Genomic DNA, 18,607 nt, shown 5'->3' with positions numbered 1-18,607 from the left:
CGGGGGGGGGGCGCCCTTTTTTCACGGGGTGGGGGTGGGGGGGGGGGGGGGGGGGGGGCGGGGGGGGGGGGGGGGGCGCCCGACGTCGGTCCACCCGTCGGTGTGACGACTGGTCCGTGCGGGCGGAGTCCTCGCCGGCGCCGGCGTGCGTTGGTGGGGAAACGCCGAGGCCGGCGTGGACGATCTTGCCGTGCGGCCATACGGCCGCGCCCCACCGTCGGCGAGCGAGCTGGTCAACCAGGGGTGGCGCCGGGTGATACGCCTTGGACCACTCCTCGGCTGGTGATCGCGGATGTTCCGCAGACCGATGAGAGCTTGCGCAACCTGGCCGTAGTGGCGCTGCCTGTGCTCGCCTTCTGTGTGATCGCTCCGGGCAGCGACGGCCACCGCGAGGGCGGTGCAGAGGACGGCGCCAACAGCGTTCAGCAGCTGAGGCGGGTTCCTTCCCCATGGTGACGACGCCGCGTTCGACGTTGTTCCTTGGTCCCCGGTGGCCAAGGCGGAGGAGCCGGGCTTCGGGATGAGTCGTCAACCTGATGCCGCGCAAACCTCTCCTGGGACGTACGAGGTGCTGGGGGAACGGAAGTTCGGCGAAGCAGTGCGGCTGCCGAAGCCATTTGGGTTCGAGATCGGCACTGACGCCTGGAAGCCCTGGAACGCATAGGTTCAGGCCGAAACGCCGCTGCCCGGGACTTCGGAGGAAGTCCCGGGCAGCGGCGTTCGTCGTGCGGCGGTCAGGCCTGCTTGGGCTTGCGGGCGACGGCCACGGCGAGGGCGGTGCAGAGGAGGGCGGCGACGGTGGCGAAGCCGCTGACGGCCGGGAGGAGGCCGTAGCTCTTGACCAGGGCGCCGACGGCGACGATGGGGAGGGAGCTGCCGAGGTAGACGATGATCCACAGGGAGCTCATCTCGGAGCCCCGGCGTTCCGGGTTCATCGCGGCGACGGCGGTGGTGAAGAGGGAGCGGAACGCCACGCCCTGGCAGGCGCCGCCGAGGACGCTGCCGATGAAGAGCAGGGCCGGGGTGCCGGTGTAGCCGGCGGCGACGACCAGGGCGAGGCCGGTGGCCAGGCCGGTCATGCCGAGGGCGATGACCAGACGGTCGGAGGTCGGGGGCACGATCAGCTGGGCGGCGGCCGATGAGCCGAGCAGCAGGGCGGCCACGATCGCGCCGACGAGGTGGGAGGGGGTGTGCAGCAGCTTGGCGGCGAAGGCCGGGGCCAGGCTGAGGTAGACGCCGAAGACCGCGTAGGAGACGAAGCCGGCCGAGGCGGCGAGCAGGAACTCGCGGCGGCCGGTGCGCGGCAGCCGCAGGCGCTGGGGGCGCAGGTGGGCCGGGGTGGTGATGCGCGGCGGGGACGCCGGCGGGCGGTTGCGGCCGGGCATCCGGGGGTGGACGACGGCCAGCGGCACGCAGAGCGCGACCAGGGCGATGGCGTGCAGCAGGAACGGGGTCATCAGTGGGTCCGAGCCGCCGGACAGCAGGGCGCCGACGACCGGGCCGAGGGCGACGCCGCCCGCCGAGCAGGCCAGGGTGAGCTTGGCGGCCAGCGTCGGGTGGTCGGGCAGCAGGTCGCCGAGGGCTGCCCCGGCGGCGCCGGTGGACAAACCGACCGCGATGCCCTGGACGGCGCGGCCGACCGCCAGCTGCCAGAAGCTGCCGGAGGTGGCGAACACGACGTCGCCGGCGGCGGCCAGCGCGACGGCGGGCAGGATCAGGGCGCGTCGCCCGAGGTGGTCGGACCAGTGGCCGACGATGGCCAGCACCGGGACCAGCGCGAACACGTAGATCGTGAAGAGGATCGTGGTGTCGAGCGGGCCGAGTCCGAGGCGCTGCTGGAGGAGCGGGTAGATCGGCGTCGCCAGGTTGGCACCGATCAGCATGAACAGCAGGGCGGCGGCGACCAGGCCGACGCGGACTCCGCGCATCGCGTTCCAGCGGCTGATCGCGGCGAGCTGGAGCTGGGCGCGCGGCGCGAGCTCCAGGGGGAGCAGGGCCTCCGACAGTCGGCGTCCGTCGAACTGCGCGGTGCGCAGGCCGGAGCCGGCGGGGGAGAGGTCCGCCATGTGAGGGGTCTCCTGTGGCAGGGCACCACCGGGTCGGCGGGGTGTGCCGGTGCGCCCGTCCTGAGGCGCTGTGGTGTGGCCGCGGTGCGGGGCTCCCTGGTGGAGCGGATGAGCTGAGGATTCGGGCTTCGTTGCCCGGTGGGACTGCACGGGGTGTGCGCAGACACCATTGCGAAGGATAAAGGGTGGGCGCACGGAAGCGGCGCGCGCCCCTGTGCGCGCCCCTTGCGGCCGGGCATCGGGGGTGCCCGGCCTATACGCTGAGGTGGTAGATCGGGTACGCGGAGCTGTTCGAGCTGACCGCTGGCTGAGGGAGAGCGCACAACGATGGCCGGACGACGTCGGAAGAACGGTGGGGCTTCGGCGGGGGAGGGTGCGGCCGAGGCCGTGCTGCCCGCCGACATGGAGCTCCAGGACCTCTACGGGGCGTTCGCCGCGCACGGCCTGGACGACGAGGACCTGGACGACGCGGCGGTCCTGGTGCCGCCGGTGAAGCTGCCCCCGGAGCAGGAGCTGGCCGAGCAGGCGAAGGCCGTCCCGATGTTCGGCTACGCCCTGGCGCTGGCCCGCTGGGCGTCCCCGCACCGGACGGTGGACGAGTTCGGCGACCTGGTCGAGGAGGACCGGGCGCCCGCCGCCCGGCTGCTGGGGCTGGCTCCCGCCGAGGGCGAGGTGCCCGAGGAGGCCGAGGTCGAGGCGCTGCGGGCCTGGTCGCTGGCCTGCGACCTGGACCTGGTGGAGCTGGGCACGACCAAGGACGGCGAGCACGTCGCCGTGCCGGGGCCGGACCTGGAACCCGCCGAGCAGGGGGACCCGGACACCGTCCTGGAGCTGTGGCTGACCGCCGCCGGGATCGTCCGGGAGCTGGCGGTGGAGGCGGACTCGCTGCCGGAGGAGGACGAGGAGGAGGGCGCGGAGCCTGCTCCGGCGGACGGCGGCGAGGAGGACGAGGACGGCCTGAACGAGGTCGAGGAGGCCCGGGACGCCGCCGCCGAGCTGCTCGACGAGGCGCTGCAGGTGCTGTACGAGACCACCGCCTTCGCCGACCCGGGCAACGAGACCGTCCCGCTCGGCGTGCTGGCCGCGCTGCTGGTGGTGCCGGAGGGCGAGGAGCCGAGCGAGGAGCTGCTCGGCGACATCACGGACGTGATGGTCGCCCTGGACCCGATGCTGGGCGACCTCGCCGAGCTGGGCCTGCTGGACTACCGCCCGATCGACCCGGAGCTGTTCGACGAGGAGGAGGGCGAGGAGCCCGTCGTCGGCGAGGCGCCGCTGGACGAGGAGGAGTCGGCCCGCTTCGGGCTGGTCCGGCTCACCCCGCTCGGCCAGTACGGCATCCGCCAGTGGCTGCTGGAGGACGGCTACGACGCGCCGCTGGTCGGCGAGCTGGCCCAGGGGGACGCGGCGGAGCTGCTGCGCGGGGTGTGCGAGTCGGCCAACGTGCTGCCGGAGGAGGAGCTGCGGGTCTGGGTGGAGGGCCGGGAGCCGGTGCCGGCGGCGCGCGAGCTGCTGGCGGCCGCGCGCGGTGACGACGCGTACGGGCCGCTGCGCAGGATGCTGTGCGTCTCGGCGCTGAACCTGCTGGGGGCGGAGGCCGAGCCCGCCGTCCGGGAGGTGCTGGACGACCCGGAGCTGGGCGGTTCGGCCCGGGCCTGGCTGTCCGCGCTGGGCGCCACGGACGTGCCGGTGCCGGAGCGGTCGATGGCGCTGTGGACGGTGGTCGACACCTTCGCCGCCCAGCTGCTGGACAGCGGCGGCGACGCCGCGCTGCTGCGCGAGCTGATCACCGACCTGCCGGTGAAGGGCGATCCGGCCGCGTGGTTCGGTGAGCTGTGGCGGGTCGACCACCCGTACACGGCGGACGTCCTGGAGGCGATCGGGGAGCTGCACACGGACCGGGCGCTGGCCAAGGAGGCGCGCAAGGCGGCCTTCAAGGCGCGGTCCAAGGGCTGAGCCCGTCGGGGCCCGGGGGCGCCGGTCGGAGGGCCGGGCCGCCGGGCCCCTACGGGAGGTCCAGCGAGCCGTCCTCGGTGAAGGGGAAGAACGGGTTGTGGGCCAGCTCCCACAGGTGCCCGTCCGGGTCCTCGAAGTAGCCCGAGTAGCCGCCCCAGCTGGTCGGGACCGGCGGCTTGACCACCACGGCGCCGGCCTCGACGGCCGTCCGCAGCGCGGCGTCCACCAGCGCGGGGGACTCCAGGTTCACCGCCAGGGTGACGCCGCGGAAGGACGGTTCGCCGGTGGCGGGCACGCCCGCGTCGGCGGCCAGTTCCTCGCTGGGGAAGAGGCCGAGCACCGAGTCGGCGGTGCGGAACCAGACGATCTCCGGGCTGGAGGCGGAGGAGCGCTTCCAGCCGAGGTCCTCGTAGAAGCGGGCGCTGCGGTCGAGGTCGGAGACGCCGAGGGTGACGATGCTGATCCGGGCGGGGAAGGCGGCCTGGGCTGCGCTGTTCTGTGCTGTCATGCCGCCAGCGTAGGGAGGGCGGCTGACAACCGGCCCCACTGACACGGCCACCGCCCCTGTCCGTCAGTCGAGCTGATGACCCGGCAGCTGCGGCCACGTAAGGTGGCGTCAGCGGTGCGGGCGCGAGGACTCGGGGGTGCGGCACAGGATGGTGCGGGAGAACGGCGGAAGGCCCCAGGAACCCCGGGAGTGGAACGCCGGGCGGTCGGGGCCGGACCGGCCGGGCGGGCAGGATCGTTTCGCCGATCAGGAGGAGTTCTCCCGCCGGACCCTCGCCGCGGTGGACTTCCCGGTGTACGGCGTGGCCTGGCCGGCGGGCCGCGGCGAGGCGCTGGCGGCCTTCGAGACCTGCGGCGGCGAGCTGCGCTGGGTCGAGGTGCAGGTCGGTGACTGGACCACCGCGGCCGGGCCGTACGTGACCGTGCGCACCTACCGGCCCGGGGCCGACGGCTGCGAGGTGCTGCCCGAGCTGGAGGACGTGGTGGAGGACGAACGCGACCGGGTCTACGAGCAGTTGGGCATCGACGAGGGCGACGGCCCGGGCCTGGTGCGGGCGCTGCGCGAGTGGATCACCGTGGACGGCGAGTCCTGCGCGGTGGAGGTGCACGAGGACCGGCCGGTGGCGTCCGGCGGCGGGGCGGCCGGGCAGGTCTGGGCCGGGCGGCTGCGGGTCGGCGGGCAGGCCGTCACGGTGTGCGGGCGCGGGCTGCCGCCCGGCTGCGTGGAGCTCGGCGGGATCGGGGACTTCGAGTGCTACCTGCGCGGACGCACCGAGCTGCTGCGCGACCTCGCCGCCCGGCGGGCCCGGTACGTGCCGGTCGAGGAGCGCGAACTGCCGCCCGCCGCCGGGCTGGAGGCACACCGGGAGCTGATCGCCCAGAGCATCGCGGAGGCCGCCGCGATCGAGGCGCAGGTGCGGGTCGGGCGTACGCCGCGGCTGCCGCGAGGGCTGCGCGGGGACGCCTGCGCCGTGCGCTGGGAGGCGGCGGTGCGCCAGCAGATGCGGCTCGCCACGGAGACCCGGGAGGAGGCCGCGGCGGCCGTGACCTCGATGGTCAACCACCTCAACCGGCTGTCCCGGCAGACGCATTGGCTGGTCGGCACGCCGGAGGGGGAGGCGGCGGTCGAGGAGGTCGTCCGGTACACGGTGTTCGCCAGCGAGGTGGCGAGCCTGCCGGCCCAGCGGGCCTGGGAGCAGCTGTGGCGGGAGCGGCCGGGCTGCGGCGGGCAGGCGGCCTGGGAGGAGCAGCGGCTGGTGGAGGAGCTGTGGCTGTCGGCCTGGGAGCAGTGGCGGGCCGGGCGCGGCTGACCGGTGCGCGAGGACGGGTGACTACTCGTCCGCGGGCAGCCGCAGTTGCAGCATCGCCAGCAGCCGCTGCTGCGGCTGGGCGAGGTCGATGCCGGTCAACTGCTCGGCGCGGCGCACCCGGTAGCGCAGGGTGTTGGGGTGGATGTGCAGGGCGTCGGCGGCGACCCGGACCTCGCCGAGGGCGTCCAGCCAGGCAAGCACCGACTCGGCCAGCCGGGTGCCGTGCCGGCGGTCGTACTCGGTGAGCGCGGTGAGCCGCGGGTCGCGCAGGCCGCCGCGCTCCTGGAGCAGCGCCAGCATCTCGCTGACCAGCACCTCGGCCTGGACGTCGATCAGCGCCGCGACGTCCAGGTCGACCCCGCCGCGGCCCATCGCGTCCAGGATCCGGTCGGCCTGGGCGCGGGAGTCCGGCACCTGGGAGAGGCCCTCGACGGTCGAGCCGATCGCGGCGCGCAGCGGCACGCCGAGGTGCTCCCGGGCGGCGGTGACCACCTCGTCGGCCCAGCCGCGCAGGGTGGTCATCGGCAGGCCCGGCGGGAGTTCGGGCAGCAGCACGTAGACCCGGGACTCGATCGGGGCGAGCAGTGCGGTGCGGTGCCGGGCGGCGGTGTGCACCGAGATCAGGCCGGTGACGTCGGAGCGGTGCAGCGCCTCGGTGGTGTGGGCGCTGTACGCCAGCACGGTGGCCGGGCGGCGCAGGTCCAGGCCGAGGTGGGTGGCCAGCGACTGGGGGCCGGTGGAGCCCTCCAGCAGGCCGGTCAGCAGGGTCTGGGTGAGCCGGACGTCGGCGGACAGCTCCCGGCGGCGGCGGACCAGTTGGGCGGCGGCCACCCGGGCCGCGCCGACCAGGGCCTGTTCGGCCAGCGGGGCCAGCGGCTGGGCGCCCTCCTGCACCCAGATGGTGCCGAGCGGCTGCGCCCCGGCCCGGATGCCGACCGCGAGGCGGCGGCGCAGGCCGAGTTCGGGGTGCGGCTCGACCGCGATCGGGGCGTCCGAGCTGCGCAGGTGCTGGAAGATGCCCCACTCGCGGAGCTTGGAGAGGTACGGTTCCGGGCCCTGCCAGCCGAGGATGGACAGCCGGCGCAGGTCGTCGACCTCGTCGGAGTCGGAGGAGCGCGAGTAGGCGAGCACCCGGCTGGAGGTGTCCTCGATCGAGACGATTCCGTTGGTGAGCACGGCGACGGTCTGGGCGAGGGAGAAGAGGTCACCGGCGTTGGGTTCGGGGGCGCCGGGGGAGTCCGGGGCGTCGGGGCCGGCGATGATCGCCCGGGCGAGTGAGTCGAGGTGCTCCCAGCGGGTCTCGCGGCGCACCGAGAGCAGGGCGACGCCCGCGTCGGTGGCGGCCTCGCGCAGGGCGTCGGCCTGGCCGGGGGCGTCCAGCTTGACCGCCACGGCGGCGGCGCCGGCCCGGCCCGCCGCGCGCAGGGCGGGGAGGGCGGCGCGGCCGCGGGCACCGATCGCGAGGACGAGTTCGCCGGGGGCGGCGGTGGGCTGGTCCTCCGGATCGAGGATCGCGACGTCGCGCACGGGGACGTCCAACCCCAGTGGGGCGGCCTGGAGTTCGACGAGGGGCTCGCCCAGGGACATCAGCAGCTGCCGGAGCGGAAGGCCGGGGGTGGTCACTCCGGGCCTCCTTCATCCGCTCGGACAACGGTGTGTGGTTGATTTTAGCCGGGCGGACAGAGTTGCGGGCCGTCCCACGATGGTTGCCCCTGAATAGTTGACTCTGACTATCCGAGAATGGATAGTCAGTACTGACCAAGTGATGAGGAACGTTCTCATGGCGAAGCGACGCAAGGTCTCGAACCCGCTGGCCCTCGCGGTCCTGGCCGAACTCGGAGCCGAACCGATGCACCCCTACGAGATGGGTCGCCGGCTCAAGGAGCACGGCAAGGACCGCAACATCAAGTACAACCGCAGCTCGCTCTACATGGTCGTGGAGCAGCTGCGGAAGGCCGGGTTCGTGGCCGAGCAGGAGACCGTCCGCGACACCCAGCGACCGGAACGCACCGTCTACGCCGTCACGCCCGAGGGGCAGGCGGAGCTCCGGGACTGGATGCGCGAGTGGCTCGCCGAACCGCAGGAGGAGTACCCGGCCTTCGGGGTCGCCCTCTGCCTGCTGGTGGTACTTCCGACCGAGGAGTCGGCCGAGCTGCTCGGCCGTCGGCTGGAGGCGCTGGACGCGCGGATCGACACCTCGCGCGCCATGCTGCGCAAGGCCGAGGACATGGGTGTCCACCCCATGTTCGTGGTCGAGGAGGAGTACGCCCTCGCGTTGCTGGAGGCGGAGCGCCGCTACACCGAGAACCTCATCCGCCAGATCGGGGACCCGGAGTTCAACCGGACCCTGCAGGAGTTCATGAGGAGCCTGGAATGAGCACCACGCGTACGTCGAAGAAGAAGGCCCTGGTCATCGGCGGCGGCATCGCCGGCCCGGTGACGGCGCTGGCGCTGCGCAGGGCCGGCATCGAGGCGGAGATCTTCGAGGCCTACGAGACCTCCGCCGAGGGCATCGGCGGGACCTTCATGATCGCCCCCAACGGGCTCGGCGCCCTCGCCGTCGTCGGCCTGGAGGCGGAGGTCGGCCGGATCGGGCAGCCGGTCGGGCCGATGGTGATCGAGGACGGCAAGGGCGGGACGCTGGCCGAGTTCGCGGGCCTGCCCGACCTGCCGCGCGGGCGGCTGATGCGCCGCGCCGAGATGTACGAGGTGCTGCAGCGGCGGCTGCGCGAGGCCGGCCTCGAAGTGCGCCACGGCAAACGGCTGGTGGGCGCCGAGGAGACCGCCGACGGCATCACCGCGCACTTCGCCGACGGCACCAGCGCCACCGGCGACCTGCTGATCGGCACCGACGGCACCGGATCGACCGTCCGCACCCTGATCGACCCGGCCGCGCCCGCCGCCCGGTACACCGGTCTGCTCGGCGTCGGCGGCTACAGCCCGTACCGGCTGCCCGGACGGGCCGGACGCGGCGAGACCGTCCACTTCGCCAACGGCGCCCGGGCCTTCTTCGGATACTGGGGCCTGGCCGACGGCAGCGGCACCGCCTGGTTCAGCAACATCCCCCAGCCCGAGCAGCTGAGCTACGAACAGGTCCGCGCGGTGAGCCCGGAGGAGTGGCTGCGCCGCTGCCGTGAGCTGCACGCCGAGGACCTGCCCGCCCGCGAGGTGCTGCGGGTCGCCGACGCCGGGACGGTCGAGACCTTCCCCCGGCTGGAGATCATGCCGTCCGTCCCGCACTGGTACCGCGGCCGGATGGTGCTGGTCGGCGACTCGGTGCACGCGCCGTCCAACAGCTCCGGCCAGGGCGTCTCGCTGGCCGTCGAGAGCGCCGTCGAGCTCGCCCGCTGCCTGCGCGACCTGCCCGACCACACCGAGGCCTTCGCCGCGTACGAGGCGATGCGCCGGCCCCGGGTGGAGAAGATCGCGGCGGACGCGGAACGCACCAACAACCAGAAGGCCTCCGGGCCGGTCGCCCGGATGCTGTTCCGGGTGGTCGCACCGATCATGATGCGGACCTTCATGAGCCCGGAGAAGATGCTCCGCCCGGTGCACGGGTACCGGATCGACTGGGAGCGGCCGGTGGCGTCGGTGGCGTCGGCGGGGCGTGCGGGGCGGGCCGCCTGACGGGCGGTCGTGACCGCCGCGTGACCGCGTTCGTCGGGGCGGACAACGCCGTACGGGGGACTTTAGCCGCCCGGCCAATCAAGTGGCCGGGCAGGCAGGAATAGCGTTCGTGCTGTGGCCTGCGTGCGACCCGCGCAGGCAATCCCCCCGCAACGAACGAAGGAGAGCGTGCGCTCTATGGACGCTGTGACCCAGGTCCCCGCGCCGGTGAACGAGCCGGTCCACAGCTACGCCCCCGGCAGCCCGGAACGGGCTCGTCTGGAGGCCAAGCTGAAGGAGCTGGGCGGCCAGGAGCCGGTCCAGCTGACCATGACGATCAACGGTGAGCGCCGGATGGGCGGCGGCACCGAGATCCACGTCGTCCAGCCGCACAACCACGCGGCTCGGCTCGGCACCCTGCGCAACGCCACCCAGGCCGACGCGCAGGACGCCATCGACGCTGCCCTGGCCGCTGCTCCGGCCTGGCAGGCGCTCTCCTTCGACTCCCGCGCCGCGATCTTCCTCAAGGCCGCCGACCTGCTGGCCGGCCCCTGGCGCGAGACCCTGGCCGCCGCCACCATGCTCGGCCAGTCCAAGACCGCCCAGCAGGCCGAGATCGACACCCCCTGCGAGCTGGTCGACTTCCTGCGCTTCAACGTGCACTTCGCCCGCCAGATCATGGCCGAGCAGCCGATCTCCTCGGACGGCGTGTGGAACCGCAGCGACCACCGCCCGCTGGAGGGCTTCGTCTACGCGATCACCCCGTTCAACTTCACCGCGATCGCCGGCAACCTGCCGACCGCGCCCGCGCTGATGGGCAACGTGGTGCTGTGGAAGCCGTCCCCGACCCAGCAGTACTCCGCGCACCTGCTGATGCAGCTGCTGGAGGAGGCCGGCCTGCCCAAGGGCGTCATCAACATGGTGACCGGCGACGGCCTGGACGTCTCCGCCGTGGCGCTCAAGCACCCGGCGCTGGCCGGCATCCACTTCACCGGCTCCACCGCCACCTTCCAGCACCTGTGGCGCGAGGTCGGCAACAACATCGCCGGCTACCGCACCTACCCGCGGATCGTCGGCGAGACCGGCGGCAAGGACTTCCTGGTCGCCCACCCGTCCGCCGACCCGGCCGTGCTGAAGACCGCGATGACCCGCGGCGCCTTCGAGTTCCAGGGCCAGAAGTGCTCGGCGCTCTCCCGCGCCTACGTCCCCGCCTCGCTGTGGGCGAACCTCAAGGACGAGTTCGCCGCCGAGGTCGACGGCCTCACCATGGGCGACGTCACCGACCTGTCCAACTTCATGTCGGCCGTCATCGACGAGCGCGCCTTCGCCAAGAACAAGGCCGCCATCGACCGCGCCCGGGCCGACGACACCGTCGAGGTCCTGGCCGGCGGCACCTACGACGACTCGGTCGGCTACTTCGTCCGCCCGACCGTCCTGGTCTGCCAGGACCCGGCCTCGGAGTACTTCCGGGACGAGTACTTCGGCCCGATCCTCGCCGTGTACGTCTACGAGGACGAGAAGTACGAGGAGATGCTGGCGCAGATGGAGTCGGTGTCGGCCTACGGCCTGACCGGCTCGATCATCTCCCAGGACCGCGCGGCGGCCCAGGACGCGATGCACAAGCTGCGCTTCGCGGCCGGCAACTTCTACATCAACGACAAGCCGACCGGCGCCGTCGTCGGCCAGCAGCCCTTCGGCGGTGGCCGGGCCTCCGGCACCAACGACAAGGCCGGTGCCAAGCAGAACCTGGCGCGCTGGACCTCGACCCGCTCCATCAAGGAGACCTTCGTCCCGCCGACGGACTACCGCTACCCGCACATGGGCTGACCAGCCCTGATGCCGGCCGGTCCGCCGTAGAGGCCATCGGTCACCCGCGAGGTCCGGCCCCGCAGCCGGGCATCGCCCCGCCGGGGCGGCGGTCCCACCCCCGTACCGCCGCCCCGGCCCTCTTTCTGCCACCCTTGGAAACACCAGCTCCAGGAGTCACGATGCTCCGTTCCGCCCTTCTCGCGGCCTCCCGGTCCCCGCAGGTCCGCACCGTGGTCGAGAAGTTCCCCCCGACCCACGCGATAGTCGAGCGCTTCGTCGCCGGCGCCGTGCTCGACGACGCCGTCACCGCGTGCGACGACCTGGTCGCCACCGGCCGCAAGGTCACCCTCGACCACCTCGGCGAGGACACCAAGGACGCCGCCCAGGCCGCCGGCACCGCCGAGGCGTACGAGCACCTGCTCAAGGCCCTCAAGGAGACCGGCCTCGCCGCCGGTGCCGAGGTGTCGGTCAAGCTGTCGGCCGTCGGCCAGTTCCTGCCGGTGGACGGCGAGAAGATCGCGCTGGAGAACGCCCGCCGCATCTGCGAGGCCGCCGCCGACGCGGGCACCACGGTGACCCTCGACATGGAGGACCACACCACCACGGACTCCACCCTCGCCATCGCGCGCGAGCTGCGGGCGGACTTCCCCTGGCTGGGCGTCGTCCTCCAGGCCTACCTGCGCCGCACCGAGGCCGACTGCCGCGAGTTCTCCGGCGCCGGCTCGCGCGTGCGCCTGTGCAAGGGCGCCTACAAGGAGCCGGAGTCGGTCGCCTTCCAGGGCAAGCACGAGGTCGACCTCGCGTACGTCCGGGCCCTGAAGGTCCTGATGGCGGGCGAGGGCTACCCGATGATCGCCTCGCACGACCCCAACATGATCAAGATCGCCGGCCAGCTGGCCCAGTGGAACAACCGCACCCGGGACTCCTTCGAGTACCAGATGCTGTACGGCATCCGCCCGGAGGAGCAGCTGCGCCTCGCCGGCGAGGGCAACACCATGCGGGTCTACCTCCCGTACGGCCAGGAGTGGTACGGCTACTTCATGCGCCGCCTCGCCGAGCGCCCTGCCAACCTCACCTTCTTCCTGCGCGCCATGGCCACCCGCAACTGACCGGGCGCCCGGGCAACGCGACGGCCCGCACCCCTGACGGGGGGTGCGGGCCGTCGCGTGTCTAGGTTCGGAGGAAGTGCTTGGTGTCCAGCTCGAAGTCGAACGGGGGCGGTAGGGCGAGCGGTTCGCCGAAGGCGGCCAGGTGGACCTCGGTGTACTCCTCCCGGTGCGGCTTGGAGAAGAGGCTGACCTGCGACTTCTCGCGGTCGATGAGGAGGTAGAGCGGGATGCCGGACTTGGCGTAGCAGTGCCGCTTGGCGATGCGGTCCTGATCGGGCTTGCTGGAGGTGATCTCCGCGACCATCGCGACTCCGTCAGGGTCCATCCACGGCGGAGCGTCCCAGAAGATGTCGAGTTCCCTCGGAGCGAAGGTCAGGTCCGGGATGACGTAGTTCTTGGGGCAGAGGCCGCCCCTGGCCAATCGAAGCCCCTTGTTGCCGGAACCTTGCATGCGGACTGCTGACTTCGCCTTCACCTCCTCGATCAGCAGGTCGAAGTAGTACTCGTGCCTGCCATCCGGCGGTGGTGCCACGATGATCTCTCCCTCGATGAGCTCAGCCCGGAAGCCTTCGGGGGAGTGCAGGCTCAGGAAGCTCTCCAGCAGGATGTCGGCCTGCGACGGGGAGTTCGTGATCGGTTGCTCATGCGCCACAGCACTCATGATGCCCCTCCTTCGGAGGGACGTCACGCTATTCGCCGTCCGGTCGGGTTGTGCAGTACACGGCGGGCTTTCACTCGATGGTGTGAGTTTGAGCCCGGCGTAGGATTCCGGTGCTGGTCAACTGGGTCCTTGGCGAGAGGAGTTGGGGATGTTGAAGCAGTTCGAGGGGTTGTCCACGCCCTTGGTGGCGGACGCGTGCGTGCGGCTCGGGGTGGAGTTGCGGGCGGCGCCGGTGGGGGTGGCGGCGGTGACCGCCGGAGCCCGGGTGGCAGGGCGCGCGCTGCCGGTGCGGCACTACGGGAGCGTCGACGTGTTCCTGGAGGCGTACGGCGCGGCCCGGGACGGGGACGTCCTGGTGATCGACAACGGCGGGCGGACGGACGAGGCCTGCATCGGGGACCTCGCGGTGCTGGAGGCGCGGGCCGCCGGGGTGGCCGGGATCGTGGTGTGGGGGCTGCACCGGGACACGCCGGAGCTGCTGGAGATCGGGCTGCCGGTGTTCAGCTACGGCGCGCTGCCGCTCGGGCCGATGCGGCTGGACGGGCGGGAGCCGGAGGCGCTGGTGTCGGCGCGGGTCGGGCCGCACCTGGTGAGCGCCGAGGACGTGGTGTTCGCCGACGCGGACGGGGTGCTGTTCGTGCCCGCCGACCGCGTGGAGGAGGTGCTGGAGACCGCCGCCGCGATCGCCCGGACCGAGCGTGCGCAGGCCGGGCGGATCGCGGCCGGGGACACGCTGCGCAGGCAGACCCGGTTCGACGAGTACCTGGAGCGGCGCGCCGCCGAACCGTCGTACAGCTTCCGGCAGCACCTGCGCGCGGTCGGCGGGGCGATCGAGGAGTAGGGCTCAGAGCGGGCGGTGCATGACGTGCAGGCCGACGTAGCCGTCCACCGGGTGGAGGAAGGCCTCGGGGACGGTGCCGACGATCTCGAAGCCCAGTGACCGGTAGAGCTTGACGGCGTGGTGGTTGTTGGCGACCACCGCGTTGAACTGCATGGCGCGGAAGCCGGCCCGGCGGGCCCAGTCGAGGGTGTACTCGACCAGGGCCCGTCCGATGCCCTTGCCGTGGTGCGCCGGGTCGACCATGTAGCTGGCGCTGGCCACGTGCGCGCCGTTGCCGGGGCGGTTGCGGTTCATGGTGGCGGTGCCGAGGACCGTGCCGTCCTCGTCGACGGCGACCACCGTGCGGTCGGGCGCGGAGTGCATCCACCACTCCCGGCCCAGCTCGGAGGGCATGTCGAGGGGGTAGGGGAAGGTCTCGCCGGCGGCGACGATGGTCCGGAAGAACGGCCAGATGGCCGACCAGTCCTCGGAGGTGGCTTCGCGGATGTGCATCGCAACAGGATGACCGCGAACGGGCGGTCGGGCCAGTGCTTTTCCGGTGCTCGCCGAGGGGCGTGGCTCAGCTGCCGAGGACGGTCCCCTCGACCTGGCGGGCGGCGAAGGCCTGGCCCTTGGCGTTGGGGTGCACCACGGCGTACTTGAGGGGGACGACGCTGGTCAGCACGCCGTCCAGCCAGTGGTCGGCGTCGCAGACGCTGTGCCCGGCGGAGCCGGAGTAGAGGTCGACGTAGTCGGCCTGCCGGGCCGAGGTCTGCCGCTCGATGACCTGGTTCAGCGGTTCCAGGATGCGGGTGCGGGCCCAGGTGAGGTCCCCGGCGGTGAAGGTGGCGAACTGCAGCAGGTTGCCGTACTGGCAGAGGCGGGCGTTCTCGGGGATGAGGTGCGGGTACCCGACGGTGAAGATCCGGGCGGACGGGGCCTTCGCCTGCAGCGCACCGAGCATGGTGTCGTAGTCGTTGCGCAACTCGTCGAAGCGGCCGGCCAGTTGGGTGTCGTACTTGTCCTTGCAGGGGGTGCCCCGGCCGAGGTGGGCGGCGCCGAGTTCGATGCAGTCCTTGAGGATTCCGGCGAAGCCGAGGTCGTTGCCGCCGATGCCGACGGTGATCACCTGGGTGTCCGGGTCGACGGCGTCGACCTGCGGCGGCACGGGGGGCGTTGGGGTCGGTGCCGAGCGGCGGCAGCGGGCGGCCGAGCGGGCTCTGCTTGTTCGCGTAGACGTCCGGGATGGTGGCGCCGCTGCAGCTGACGTTGCTCAGCTCGGCCATGGAGCCCAGGTCGCTGCGGATGATCTCGGGGTACGAGCCGGTGGTGCGGGCGCAGCCGTCCTGGGGCGCGGTCAGGTCGCCGGCGGCCTCGATGACGCCCGCCGAGTAGGAGTCGCCGAGGGCGGCCCACTTCAGTGCGGCGGCGCGGGCGGCGGGCCCGGTGGCGGGGTTGTTGGCGGCCTGGGCGGCGGTGGGGGCGATGAGGCCCGCGGTCAGGGCGACGGCGGTGCCGGCGACGGCGAGGCGGGACGGGAAGCGGCGCACGGTCTCTCCTCAGCGGTGGAAGGGAGAGTGCTCTTCACCCCCCTGAGAGTCAATCGAGTCGATCCGTGGACGACTTGATGCCCCAGGGGGGTGAATTCGCATGCGCCGAACTGACGTTGAATTCGGAGGAGGACGGCGTCGGACGGGACGGATTCGGACGGGACGGATTCGGAGCAGGGCGGCGTCCGGGCGGGACGGCGTCAGAGCAGGGCGGCGGACGGCTCGATCATCGCCCGGGCGGTCTTACCGTCGACGAACTCGCCGAGCGCCGTCATCTCCCACTCGCCGGAGGGGCGGCGGACCAGCTTGCACATCACCACGCCGGTGCGCGGCTCGGACTGGGTGAGGTCGAAGCGGACCAGTTCCTCCTCGGTGCGGACGTCCACCAGGCGGCAGTAGGCGTTGCGCAGCTCGGTGAACTTCTGGCCGGAGAAGGAGTTGACCACGAACACCAGCGCGTGGACCTCGGCCGGCAGGCCCTCCAGGTGGACGGTGATCGCCTCGTCGTCGCCGCCGTCACCGCCGACCAGGTTGTCACCGGAGTGGGCGATCGCGCCGTCGAAGATGGTCAGCTTCATGAACCAGGCCGTCTCCAGGCGCTGGTGCCGGGAGTCGAAGGCGAGGCAGGAGGCGTCCAGGTCGATGTCCCGGCCACGGGCGGCGGACTCCCAGCCGAGGGCCATCCGGACGGAGGAGAGGAAGGGGCGGCCGTTCTTCACCAGCGAGACGGAGCTGCCCTTCACCAGGCTGACCCGGCCCTTGTCCAGGGTGACCCTGGGGCGCTCGGCGGGGGCCGGGGCTGCGGGGGCGGCCGGGGCCGGAGCCGGGGGCATCGTGGGCATCGACGGGACGGTGGCGAGGGCGATCCGGGGGTCGACCGGGGGCACCGGCGGCAGCGGCGGGGCGGGCGGGGTGGCCTCGGCCGTGGAGTGGATCTGGACGGTCGGCGCGCTCGGCGAGGCCGGGGCAGGAGCCGCGGCCGGGGCAGGAGTCGCGGCCGGGACCGGCTGCGGCGCCGGAGCGGGTGAGTCGTCGACGGTGACGCCGAAGTCGGTGGCGATGCCCGCCAGGCCGTCGGCGTAGCCCTGGCCGACCGCGCGCACCTTCCAGACCCCGTTCCGCCGGTAGACCTCGACCACGATCAGCGCGGTCTCCAGACCCAGCCGGGGCGGAGTGAAGGTGACCAGCACCTCGCCGGTGTCGGCGTCCCGGAGGGTGGCGGTGGGCTCCATCCCGGCGAAGGTCGCGGACTGGTCGGCCGGGCTGGCGGTGATCACGACCTTGCTGATGTCGGCCGGGACGGCCGGGGTGTCGACGGTGATCGCGTCCGGCGCTCCGGCGGTGGCCGGGCGGAGGCTGACGCCGGGCCCGTGCGGGGCGTTGAAGAAGACGAAGTCGGCGTCCGAGCGGACCTTGCCGGCGTCGGTCAGCAGCAGGCCGGAGACGTCCAGCGCCTTGGGCGCGGTGACCTCGACGGTCACCCGCGCGGCGGTCAGCGGTGCATTGCCGCCTTGGGTCAGGACGGTGGACAAGGCTCCTCCTCGGGTGCGGAACGACGGCCCGGGCCGGGGCCGGTGGGGCGCCGGGCCGGGTGCTGCCCACAGTAACGAACGTGGGTGCGGGGATGAGCCCGGTGAACTGCCTGATCGTCGGACGGCCCGAACGGCTTCCGGGACCGGTCGGCGGGCCGGGCGATCGGAGCGCCGGGCCGGAGCCGGGGGCCGACCGGCCGATCGCCGACGGGCGGTCAGCGGGCGTGGGGCGCCCGGTGCTGGGCGGGCTGCGGGAGCAGCGGGCCGAAGCCGCCGAGTGCGGCGACCGCCCGGGGGTGGTCGATGCCGAAGGCGGCGGCGTTCCAGGTCTCCGGCGGGCCCGGCTTGCGCACCGGACCGACCGGACCGACCGGATCGGCCGGGCGGGTGCCGCGCACCACGAAGGCGTAGCGGCCGGGCTTCACGTCCGTGCCGGGCGGGGTGGTGAAGCGGTAGACCAGGGTGCCGCGTTCCTGCTGGGTGGTCACCACGGCGCCCGGAAGGTCGGTCCAGGCGGCGCCGTCGCCGGGGGCCAACTCGCCCGGAGCGAGCCGGAATTCGGCCTGCAGGGCGGTGACCGGCTCGGCCACGGTGAGGTCGAGCGCGTGCCGGAGGCCGTCGCGTCCGACCGTGGCGGTCAGGCCGGCGCCGGTCAGGGCCTGGTCGGCCTCCGGGGCGGAGCCCTCGGCGGCGGGCGCGCCGGTCGCGGGCGCGCCGGTGCCAGGCACGCCGGTGTCAGGGGCGCCGGTGTCAGGCGCGCCGGTGCCGGGCGGCGGCAGCGGGCGGCCGGGGGCGGGAAGGGCGGCGCCGGGGAAGGCGGGTCCGGGCCGGGCCGGGGTGGTCGACTGGAGCCCGGGCGGGTGCGGGGACTGTCCGGTGTCGGTCCGTCCGGCGCCCGCCTGTGCCGCGCCGACCTGGCCCGCGTCGGGCTGCCCGGTGGAGGGCGTGAACGACGGCGGCGGCGTGGACGGCTGGGCCGCGGGCGAGGCTCCGGGGTTCGGCTGCCCGCCCGTGCCGGTGCCGTTCGCGGGGGCGTCGGCCGAGGGCCGGGGGTCGTGCCCGGCGGAGGCCTGGCCGCCGGTCGACGGCGTGACCGGGACGGCCGTCCCCGCCCGCAGGCCGTCCCGAGGCGTGGCCGCGGCGTTCGCCGGGCCGGACGGGTGGGCCGCGGCGTTCGCCGGGCCGGACGGGTGGGCCGGGGCGTGCCCCGGGGGCTTCGGGCCGTGCGGACTGCCGGAGGGCGGCGCGGGTGTGTCCGTGGCCCGGTCGGAGGCAGCCTCTGCCTGGTCGGTGGCGCCGGGGCTGGGCGGCGGGGTGGTGCCGACACGGGCGACGCCGGCCCGACGGCCGATGCCCTGCTGCTCGTTCAGCAGGAGGGTGGTGGCGATGCTGATGCCGACGACGGTGGACATCGCCATCGCGGCGCCGGAGAAGCGGAGGGTGGGCAGCCGGAACCGGCCGCCGAACGGACGTGGCCGACCGTGCCGACCCTGCCGTGCGGGCTCGTGCTGCACGTCCCACGCGGTCTCCCCGCGCACAGCCACCAGACCCCTCCCTCCCCGAAGTTGCCGTCGCGTCGCCGTATTCTCCCACGCACCGGCGACGGGCCCGGATCCGGCCGTCCCGGGCCGGTCCCGCCGCGGGCCCGCGTCGGGAGGGGGAGAGCGTACCAGCGGGTGGCCGG

Annotated in this window: 16 protein-coding genes; 8 read left to right on the top strand and 8 right to left on the bottom strand. The window is 73.5% G+C overall.

Going from position 1 to position 18,607, the window contains the following annotated elements:
* Positions 1 to 734: 734 nt before the first annotated feature.
* Positions 735 to 2,066 (bottom strand): MFS transporter, encoded by a 1,332-nt coding sequence (locus ACIRVF_RS23345; protein WP_402820944.1) that lies wholly within the window; start codon positions 2,064 to 2,066, stop codon positions 735 to 737.
* 327 nt (positions 2,067 to 2,393) lie between these two features.
* Here ACIRVF_RS23345 and ACIRVF_RS23340 point away from each other — a divergent pair, with 327 nt between their 5' ends.
* Positions 2,394 to 4,019 carry a hypothetical protein gene (locus ACIRVF_RS23340; protein ID WP_402820942.1) on the top strand — a complete coding sequence of 542 codons (1,626 nt, stop codon included), beginning with the start codon at positions 2,394 to 2,396 and terminating at the stop codon, positions 4,017 to 4,019.
* 49 nt (positions 4,020 to 4,068) lie between these two features.
* Here the strand turns inward: ACIRVF_RS23340 and ACIRVF_RS23335 are convergent, their stop codons facing one another.
* The gene (locus ACIRVF_RS23335) at positions 4,069 to 4,527 is read right to left on the bottom strand and encodes a VOC family protein (protein WP_402820939.1); all 459 of its coding nucleotides are present in this window, start codon (positions 4,525 to 4,527) and stop codon (positions 4,069 to 4,071) included.
* A 136-nt stretch (positions 4,528 to 4,663) separates the two neighbouring features.
* Here ACIRVF_RS23335 and ACIRVF_RS23330 point away from each other — a divergent pair, with 136 nt between their 5' ends.
* Positions 4,664 to 5,836, top strand: a complete 1,173-nt coding sequence (locus ACIRVF_RS23330) for a hypothetical protein (protein ID WP_402820936.1) — start codon at positions 4,664 to 4,666, stop codon at positions 5,834 to 5,836.
* A gap of 21 nt (positions 5,837 to 5,857) precedes the next feature.
* Here ACIRVF_RS23330 and ACIRVF_RS23325 read toward each other — a convergent pair whose 3' ends face one another.
* Positions 5,858 to 7,459, bottom strand: coding sequence for a PucR family transcriptional regulator (locus tag ACIRVF_RS23325; protein ID WP_402820933.1), 1,602 nt, complete (start codon positions 7,457 to 7,459; stop codon positions 5,858 to 5,860).
* Positions 7,460 to 7,616: 157 nt separating this feature from the next.
* Here ACIRVF_RS23325 and ACIRVF_RS23320 point away from each other — a divergent pair, with 157 nt between their 5' ends.
* The 4 genes from ACIRVF_RS23320 (at position 7,617) to ACIRVF_RS23305 (ending at position 12,360) form a co-directional block, all read left to right on the top strand.
* Positions 7,617 to 8,213: a PadR family transcriptional regulator gene (locus ACIRVF_RS23320; RefSeq protein WP_402820930.1), complete on the top strand. Its 597-nt coding sequence runs from the start codon at positions 7,617 to 7,619 to the stop codon at positions 8,211 to 8,213.
* A complete protein-coding gene (locus ACIRVF_RS23315) occupies positions 8,210 to 9,463 on the top strand; it encodes an FAD-dependent oxidoreductase (protein WP_402820927.1) in 1,254 nt (417 codons plus the stop codon). The genes ACIRVF_RS23320 and ACIRVF_RS23315 overlap by 4 nt, the downstream gene beginning before the upstream one ends.
* Before the next feature lie 177 nt (positions 9,464 to 9,640).
* The gene (gene pruA / locus ACIRVF_RS23310; protein WP_402820924.1) at positions 9,641 to 11,269 is read left to right on the top strand and encodes an L-glutamate gamma-semialdehyde dehydrogenase; all 1,629 of its coding nucleotides are present in this window, start codon (positions 9,641 to 9,643) and stop codon (positions 11,267 to 11,269) included.
* 161 nt (positions 11,270 to 11,430) lie between these two features.
* The gene (locus ACIRVF_RS23305; protein ID WP_402820922.1) at positions 11,431 to 12,360 is read left to right on the top strand and encodes a proline dehydrogenase family protein; all 930 of its coding nucleotides are present in this window, start codon (positions 11,431 to 11,433) and stop codon (positions 12,358 to 12,360) included.
* Positions 12,361 to 12,421: 61 nt separating this feature from the next.
* On the opposite strand, the gene ACIRVF_RS23300 is transcribed toward ACIRVF_RS23305, so the two are convergent.
* Positions 12,422 to 13,021 carry a Uma2 family endonuclease gene (locus ACIRVF_RS23300; protein WP_402820919.1) on the bottom strand — a complete coding sequence of 200 codons (600 nt, stop codon included), beginning with the start codon at positions 13,019 to 13,021 and terminating at the stop codon, positions 12,422 to 12,424.
* A gap of 148 nt (positions 13,022 to 13,169) precedes the next feature.
* On the opposite strand from ACIRVF_RS23300, the gene ACIRVF_RS23295 reads away from it, so the two are divergent.
* Positions 13,170 to 13,862, top strand: a complete 693-nt coding sequence (locus ACIRVF_RS23295; protein WP_402820916.1) for an RraA family protein — start codon at positions 13,170 to 13,172, stop codon at positions 13,860 to 13,862.
* 3 nt (positions 13,863 to 13,865) lie between these two features.
* On the opposite strand, the gene ACIRVF_RS23290 is transcribed toward ACIRVF_RS23295, so the two are convergent.
* Positions 13,866 to 14,354, bottom strand: a complete 489-nt coding sequence (locus ACIRVF_RS23290; RefSeq protein WP_402820913.1) for a GNAT family N-acetyltransferase — start codon at positions 14,352 to 14,354, stop codon at positions 13,866 to 13,868.
* Between the two features lie 67 nt (positions 14,355 to 14,421).
* Positions 14,422 to 15,009 (bottom strand): SGNH/GDSL hydrolase family protein, encoded by a 588-nt coding sequence (locus tag ACIRVF_RS23285; RefSeq protein ID WP_402820910.1) that lies wholly within the window; start codon positions 15,007 to 15,009, stop codon positions 14,422 to 14,424.
* Between the two features lie 77 nt (positions 15,010 to 15,086).
* On the opposite strand from ACIRVF_RS23285, the gene ACIRVF_RS23280 reads away from it, so the two are divergent.
* Positions 15,087 to 15,236 (top strand): hypothetical protein, encoded by a 150-nt coding sequence (locus tag ACIRVF_RS23280; protein WP_402820907.1) that lies wholly within the window; start codon positions 15,087 to 15,089, stop codon positions 15,234 to 15,236.
* A 355-nt stretch (positions 15,237 to 15,591) separates the two neighbouring features.
* Here the strand turns inward: ACIRVF_RS23280 and ACIRVF_RS23275 are convergent, their stop codons facing one another.
* Together ACIRVF_RS23275 and ACIRVF_RS23270 are read right to left on the bottom strand one after the other, a co-directional pair.
* Positions 15,592 to 16,911: a TerD family protein gene (locus ACIRVF_RS23275; RefSeq protein ID WP_402821269.1), complete on the bottom strand. Its 1,320-nt coding sequence runs from the start codon at positions 16,909 to 16,911 to the stop codon at positions 15,592 to 15,594.
* Between the two features lie 227 nt (positions 16,912 to 17,138).
* On the bottom strand, positions 17,139 to 18,467 hold the full coding sequence (locus ACIRVF_RS23270; protein WP_402820904.1) for a hypothetical protein: 1,329 nt from the start codon (positions 18,465 to 18,467) through the stop codon (positions 17,139 to 17,141).
* Positions 18,468 to 18,607 lie beyond the last annotated feature (140 nt).

The sequence above is a fragment of the Kitasatospora sp. NPDC101157 genome, assembly GCF_044768255.1.
Lineage (GTDB): Bacteria > Actinomycetota > Actinomycetes > Streptomycetales > Streptomycetaceae > Kitasatospora.
The sequence above is the reverse complement of the archived record's forward strand: the minus strand, read 5'-3'. Positions and strand labels throughout refer to the sequence as shown.

Excerpts from the sequence above, each read along its gene's own strand:
- ACIRVF_RS23300 (WP_402820919.1), bottom strand. The coding sequence starts at position 13,021 with ATGAGTGCTGTGGCGCATGAGCAACCGATCACGAACTCCCCGTCGCAG.
- ACIRVF_RS23320 (WP_402820930.1), top strand. The coding sequence starts at position 7,617 with ATGGCGAAGCGACGCAAGGTCTCGAACCCGCTGGCCCTCGCGGTCCTG.
- ACIRVF_RS23340 (WP_402820942.1), top strand. The coding sequence starts at position 2,394 with ATGGCCGGACGACGTCGGAAGAACGGTGGGGCTTCGGCGGGGGAGGGT.
- ACIRVF_RS23295 (WP_402820916.1), top strand. The coding sequence starts at position 13,170 with ATGTTGAAGCAGTTCGAGGGGTTGTCCACGCCCTTGGTGGCGGACGCG.
- ACIRVF_RS23280 (WP_402820907.1), top strand. The coding sequence starts at position 15,087 with ATGGTGGCGCCGCTGCAGCTGACGTTGCTCAGCTCGGCCATGGAGCCC.
- ACIRVF_RS23335 (WP_402820939.1), bottom strand. The coding sequence starts at position 4,527 with ATGACAGCACAGAACAGCGCAGCCCAGGCCGCCTTCCCCGCCCGGATC.
- ACIRVF_RS23305 (WP_402820922.1), top strand. The coding sequence starts at position 11,431 with ATGCTCCGTTCCGCCCTTCTCGCGGCCTCCCGGTCCCCGCAGGTCCGC.
- ACIRVF_RS23290 (WP_402820913.1), bottom strand. The coding sequence starts at position 14,354 with ATGCACATCCGCGAAGCCACCTCCGAGGACTGGTCGGCCATCTGGCCG.
- ACIRVF_RS23345 (WP_402820944.1), bottom strand. The coding sequence starts at position 2,066 with ATGGCGGACCTCTCCCCCGCCGGCTCCGGCCTGCGCACCGCGCAGTTC.
- ACIRVF_RS23315 (WP_402820927.1), top strand. The coding sequence starts at position 8,210 with ATGAGCACCACGCGTACGTCGAAGAAGAAGGCCCTGGTCATCGGCGGC.
- pruA (WP_402820924.1), top strand. The coding sequence starts at position 9,641 with ATGGACGCTGTGACCCAGGTCCCCGCGCCGGTGAACGAGCCGGTCCAC.